The following is a 586-nucleotide window of genomic DNA, read 5'->3' on the forward strand; positions in this document are numbered from 1 at the left end:
CTTTGGCGTTACTGGCTTTGGGTTTGGCCGGTATTGGCTTATTGCGCAGAAGAAAGTCTGCTTAGTTCCGCTTGAATTTACAAAAAAGCCCCTTAACGGGGCTTTTTTATGACTGATAACCAAGGCTAGTTTAATTGCCCGGCCTGCTGCAGCGCATAAACCGCAAAACTACCCAGCCAGTGAGTGCCTTCATAGTTACCATCCACAATAGCGGGTAAAGAATGGTGAACATGGGCATCAGCAATCGGGCGTAAATGGCCGTATTTTTGTGGATACTCCCCCACCAGACCGTACAAACACCAAGCACGGCTGAAGTTCAAACCATCCAGATGCACCAATTTGCCATCAGCACGATCGCTGACCTTAGCGGTTTCCAGCACAAAGTCTTTTTGCCCAAGCTGCGGCAGAAACTTATCCAACCAGGCACTGAAGGCGGTTTTGTCCAACACCTTACGCATCACATCCAACTCCTGAAAACAGGGGGAAAGAAAGTCAAAACCGTTAGGCTCCCAATTCAGGGGGCACTGACTGTCATTGGCAAACCAATCTTTCGCCCGCTGACTTATCAGCGCTTTTAGTTCTTGCT

1 protein-coding gene is annotated in these 586 nt (G+C 48.8%); it reads right to left on the minus strand.

Annotation, left to right across the window (positions count from 1 at the left end; all coding sequences use genetic code 11):
• Positions 1-125: 125 nt before the first annotated feature.
• Positions 126-586 (minus strand): DUF2891 family protein (locus tag J0A66_RS21540; protein ID WP_206575914.1); only part of this gene is annotated, 461 nt, incomplete at its 5' end.

Origin of the sequence: Bowmanella dokdonensis (assembly GCF_017254865.1) — a bacterium.
Lineage (GTDB): Bacteria > Pseudomonadota > Gammaproteobacteria > Enterobacterales > Alteromonadaceae > Bowmanella > Bowmanella dokdonensis.